The 4,206-nt window shown below is 58.6% G+C and carries 5 protein-coding genes; all 5 read right to left on the reverse strand.

Translation table 11 applies throughout. The annotated features are described in order from the left end of the window. Positions 1-160 (reverse strand): alpha-hydroxy-acid oxidizing protein (locus ACRZ9X_RS22310; RefSeq protein WP_480522295.1); only part of this gene is annotated, 160 nt, incomplete at its 3' end. A 48-nt stretch (positions 161-208) separates the two neighbouring features. Then, on the reverse strand, positions 209-1,192 hold the full coding sequence (locus ACRZ9X_RS22315) for an aldo/keto reductase (RefSeq protein WP_480522291.1): 984 nt from the start codon (positions 1,190-1,192) through the stop codon (positions 209-211). Positions 1,193-1,219: 27 nt separating this feature from the next. Then, a complete protein-coding gene (locus ACRZ9X_RS22320) occupies positions 1,220-2,500 on the reverse strand; it encodes a TRAP transporter large permease (RefSeq protein ID WP_480522292.1) in 1,281 nt (426 codons plus the stop codon). Next, positions 2,491-3,027: a TRAP transporter small permease gene (locus ACRZ9X_RS22325; RefSeq protein WP_480522293.1), complete on the reverse strand. Its 537-nt coding sequence runs from the start codon at positions 3,025-3,027 to the stop codon at positions 2,491-2,493. The genes ACRZ9X_RS22320 and ACRZ9X_RS22325 overlap by 10 nt, the downstream gene beginning before the upstream one ends. A gap of 60 nt (positions 3,028-3,087) precedes the next feature. Further along, a complete protein-coding gene (locus tag ACRZ9X_RS22330) occupies positions 3,088-4,062 on the reverse strand; it encodes a sialic acid TRAP transporter substrate-binding protein SiaP (RefSeq protein WP_480522294.1) in 975 nt (324 codons plus the stop codon). Between the last annotated feature and the right edge of the window lie 144 nt (positions 4,063-4,206).

Here is a 4,206-nt window from a genome sequence, read left to right on the forward strand (position 1 = left end):
CCGATGGCAGCAGATCGCAGCGGTCAAACGCGTTGGTGTTTTCGCGATACGTCACCTCATCATCGGCACCGCCGTCGATATAGTTGAAGATTGGTCCCGGCAGGCGGCGCTTGGCCAGTTCACGGAAATCGTGGAAGTTATGACAATCTTTCAGGCGCATAGTTCTTCCTTTTTGAATTGAAAACCCCTGTCTGGTTTCAAGAGTGTTTCAGGCGCCGTCAGGCATATGTCGGAATACGTCGTGAAACTCATCCGGTGTTGCCTGCGCCATTGCCTGGATGTTTCGCGTCAAGCTAGTCGCCTTTGAGGTGCCGATGAGGACCGATGATGTCAGTTGGTGGGACTTCGCAAAGTGCAACGCAGCCGTCGCCAGAGGCAGACCAAGCCCTTCGGCTTTGTCCTGCAACACCCGGACCCGGTCCAGTATTTCGGGCGACGCTGGCCGATAGTCATAGGTCGCGCCTTCCACGGGGCCAGTAGCAAGAATGCCTGAGTTCAGCACGCCTCCGAGCACAAGGCTGGTACCTTGCGCGTGGCATTGCGCGGTCAACGCGTCTTCGGCTGAACGGTCCAGCAACGTCAAGCGGCCTGCAAGCAGGATGACGTCAAGCGGGCCGTGGTTCATGACATCGAGGCAGATTTCGTTTTCGTTCACCCCCAGACCAAACGCACGGATGCGGCCTTGTTCCTTCAGCTTCACCAACCGGTCGTACCCGCTGCCCAGAAACGCCTCCATCTGGGCCGTGTTGTCGGCACCGTGGGTGTAGGTGCCGATGTCATGTACGAACACTATGTCCGCCATGGTGGTCTGCAGCCGCTCCAGACTGCTTTCCAGCGAGGCCTCGATCCCGTCGCCTGAATAGTCATATCGCACGTCATTGGGCAGCGGGTTTACGAACCCGTCCGCCTTGGCCATCGCTTGGCCCGGCGACAGCACCCGGCCAACCTTGGTCGAGATCACATAGTCCGACCGGGGTTTGCCCGACAGGAACTGACCCAAACGCTGTTCCGACAGGCCGCGCCCGTAATGCGGGGCCGTGTCGAAGTAGCGAATTCCGGCGTCCCACGCAGTACTTAGGACATCCCTTACATCCGCGTCCGAGGCCTCTCGGTAGAGGTTGCCAATACTGGCGCAGCCAAAAGACAGTTCAGTTACTTTCAGATCGGTCTTACCGATTTGGTTGGTTTTCATCTGTGTCTCCAAGAAACGGCCCGCATCCTACGATCCATAAAGCAGGTTCGGCAACCACAGGACCAGCGAAGGGACGAAAGTCAACAGCAGAAGGACGCCCAGCAAGGGAACAAGGAACGGTAGGGTCGCGCGGACACATTGTTCGAATGGCACCTTCGACACCCGCGACAGGACGAACAGAACCATCCCAACCGGAGGCGTCAGCAAGCCCAGCATCAGGTTCAGGATGACGATGATCCCCAGATGCACCGGGTCGATACCAAATTGCGAGGCCACCGGCATCAGCACCGGCACAAGGATCGAGATCGCGGCGATGGTCTCCATGAACAGGCCGACGATCAGGACAACGGCCATGATCAGCAGTAGGACAACGGCCTTGCTGTCGGTGAAAGACAGCACGAATTCAGCAAAATGCGCGGCGACCTGATTAGCGGTTAGTATCCACGCAAAAACCGACGCGGCACCCACGATCATCATGATCGCCGCCGTTGTCTCGATGGTTTCCAACGAGATCACGGCGAGTTTCCGAACCGTCAGCGTGCGATAAACCAAAGTGCCAAGGATCAGTGCATAGGCGGCGGCCCCGATGGCGGCCTCGGTCGGGGTGAAGGCCCCCGAGACGATGCCGCCCACGATGATGACCGGGGTCATCAGCGGCAGGAAAGCGGCTTTGAAACGCGTGGCAATGACCGAGGGGCTGAAGTTCACGTCGCGCGGATAGTTCCGCGTGCGCGACATCCACCAGATCATGACCGACAGCGACAGTGCCATCAGAAGACCCGGCACAATCCCGGCGACAAAAAGCTTGCCGATCGAAACCGAGGCCATCACCCCGAAGATCACCAAAGGCAGCGAGGGCGGGATGATGGGCCCGATGGTCGACGAGGCTGCGGTGACTCCAACGCTGAAGTCGTCGTCATAGCCGGCTTCGCGCATGGCCTTGATTTCAATCGCACCAAGGCCGCCCGCATCCGCGACGGCAGCGCCGGACATGCCGGCAAAGATGATGCTGGCTCCGACATTCACATGGCCCAGACCGCCATGCATCCATCCGACGATGGCGCGGGCAAAGCCGAAGATGCGCGCGGTGATCCCGGCGGAGTTCATAAGTGCCCCGGCCAGAATGAAGAACGGGATCGCCAGCAGCGGGAAGCTATCCATGCCGTTGACCATGTTGTGCATCAACAGCACCGGCGGCAGGCCGGAATAGAGGATGTAGGCAAAGGACGACAGCGCCAGCGAAAACGCGATTGGCACGCGCATCAGCATCAGGCCGAACAGGGATACGAAAAGAATGATCAGGCCCATTTGTCGACGCCTTCCTTCAACTGCTTCACCCGCGCGACGATCTGATAGGTGACAACCCCCAGATTTCCGACCGCCAGTACCATGACCGCGGTGTGCAGGTAGTATTTCGGGAATGGCAACGAGACCATTTGCTGGAACGAGGTGCGCTGGATCAGCTCCCACGCCGACCAGATGATGACGGCGAACAGAACGAAGGTCGCAACCAGTGCAAAGACATGCACCCAGCTGAGCAGGCGGCCATAGTACTTATCGACGAATTCCAACACGATATGGCTGCCGACCGCCTGACACCGGATCGCACCGGCAAAACCCAGAAGGATCAGCAGATACCGCGCCGCTTCTTCGGTCCAGGCGATGGAGTCGTTCAGCACATAGCGGGTGAAGAACTGCAAGAAGACCACGCCGAACAGCAAACCGAACAGCGCCAGCAGACCATAATCTGCCACGGTGATACAATAGTTCCGAAAATGCGCGTCATCTTCGGCGGCAAGGGCGTCAAAATCTATTTCGGGCGGGGCGTCGGACATCGGGACATTCCTCGTGCATAAAGGCCGGGCCCGACGGTGCGCCGGGCCCGGTATTGTAGATTATTCCTGGATCGCTTGCAGACGTTCGAAGGTCTCAGCGTCCCACGGAACTGTGTCACCACTCAGCAAAGGTGCAACCGCTGCCATGAACGGCGCGCGATCCACTTCGTTCACGGTCACGCCCTGTTCACGGAACCAATCGGCCAGCTCGGCCTCGGACTGCACGATCTCATCCGACGTTGCGGAAGCGGCTTCGGCCAGCGCATCCAGCAGCGCCTGACCGTCGTCGCCCATCTTGCCCAGCGTCACGGGCGAGACCACAACCGCCAGCGAGTTGGTGATGTGTCCGGTCAGGTTGATGTTCGACTGCACTTCGTAGAACTTCTTGAACTGGATGGTCGGCAGCGGGTTTTCCTGTGCGTCCACAACGCCTTGCTGCAGCGCCAGGTACACTTCGGCAAAGGCCATCGGGGTCGGGTTCGCGCCGGTGGCTTCCGGGAACATCTGATAGGCTGGTGCATTCGGCGTACGGATCTTCAGGCCGTCCATATCGGCCGGTTCAAGGATCGGCTTGTTCGAAGTCACGTGACGCGCGCCATAATAGGTCATGGTCGCAATCGTGTTACCCGAGATGTTCTTGTATTCAGTGGCCATCTCGTCAAACAGGTCCGAGTTTACATAAGCCTTCCAGTGGTCATAGGACCGCATGGTAAACGGATAGTCCGAGATGCTGATCGGGCCATAGGACTGCCCCAGGAACGCTACGCCGGTATAGATCGCATCGACCGTGCCCAGCGACAGCGCTTCGTTCAGCGCGGCCTCTTTACCCAGTTGCGAGGCCGGGAAGACCTCCATCTTATAGCGACCATCGGTCTTTTCCTCGAGCAGCTCGGCGGCTTTCACAGCAGCGGCATGATACGGGGTCGAAGCCTCATAAACATGGCCGAAACGCAGCACTTCTTGCGCCAGACCAGCCGTCGCGCTGAGCGCAACAATACAGGCGGCCCCAAAGGCCGCTTTACCAAAATTGTACATTTTGTCTTTCCTCCAAGGTTGGGTTGAAAGCCGCCCGACTGTTGTTGCCCTTGTGCTCAGGCGGCTGGGTTTATTCCGCTGCCAGTTTCGACAGGAAACGGAAATCTCTGATACTTTCGGGTTTCATCTCGATTGAGAATCCGG

This window comes from Ruegeria sp. AL1 (assembly GCF_056540905.1).

Coding starts and splice junctions, on each gene's coding strand:
- ACRZ9X_RS22315 (WP_480522291.1), bottom strand. CDS start 1,192: ATGAAAACCAACCAAATCGGTAAGACCGATCTGAAAGTAACTGAACTG.
- ACRZ9X_RS22320 (WP_480522292.1), bottom strand. CDS start 2,500: ATGGGCCTGATCATTCTTTTCGTATCCCTGTTCGGCCTGATGCTGATG.
- ACRZ9X_RS22325 (WP_480522293.1), bottom strand. CDS start 3,027: ATGTCCGACGCCCCGCCCGAAATAGATTTTGACGCCCTTGCCGCCGAA.
- ACRZ9X_RS22330 (WP_480522294.1), bottom strand. CDS start 4,062: ATGTACAATTTTGGTAAAGCGGCCTTTGGGGCCGCCTGTATTGTTGCG.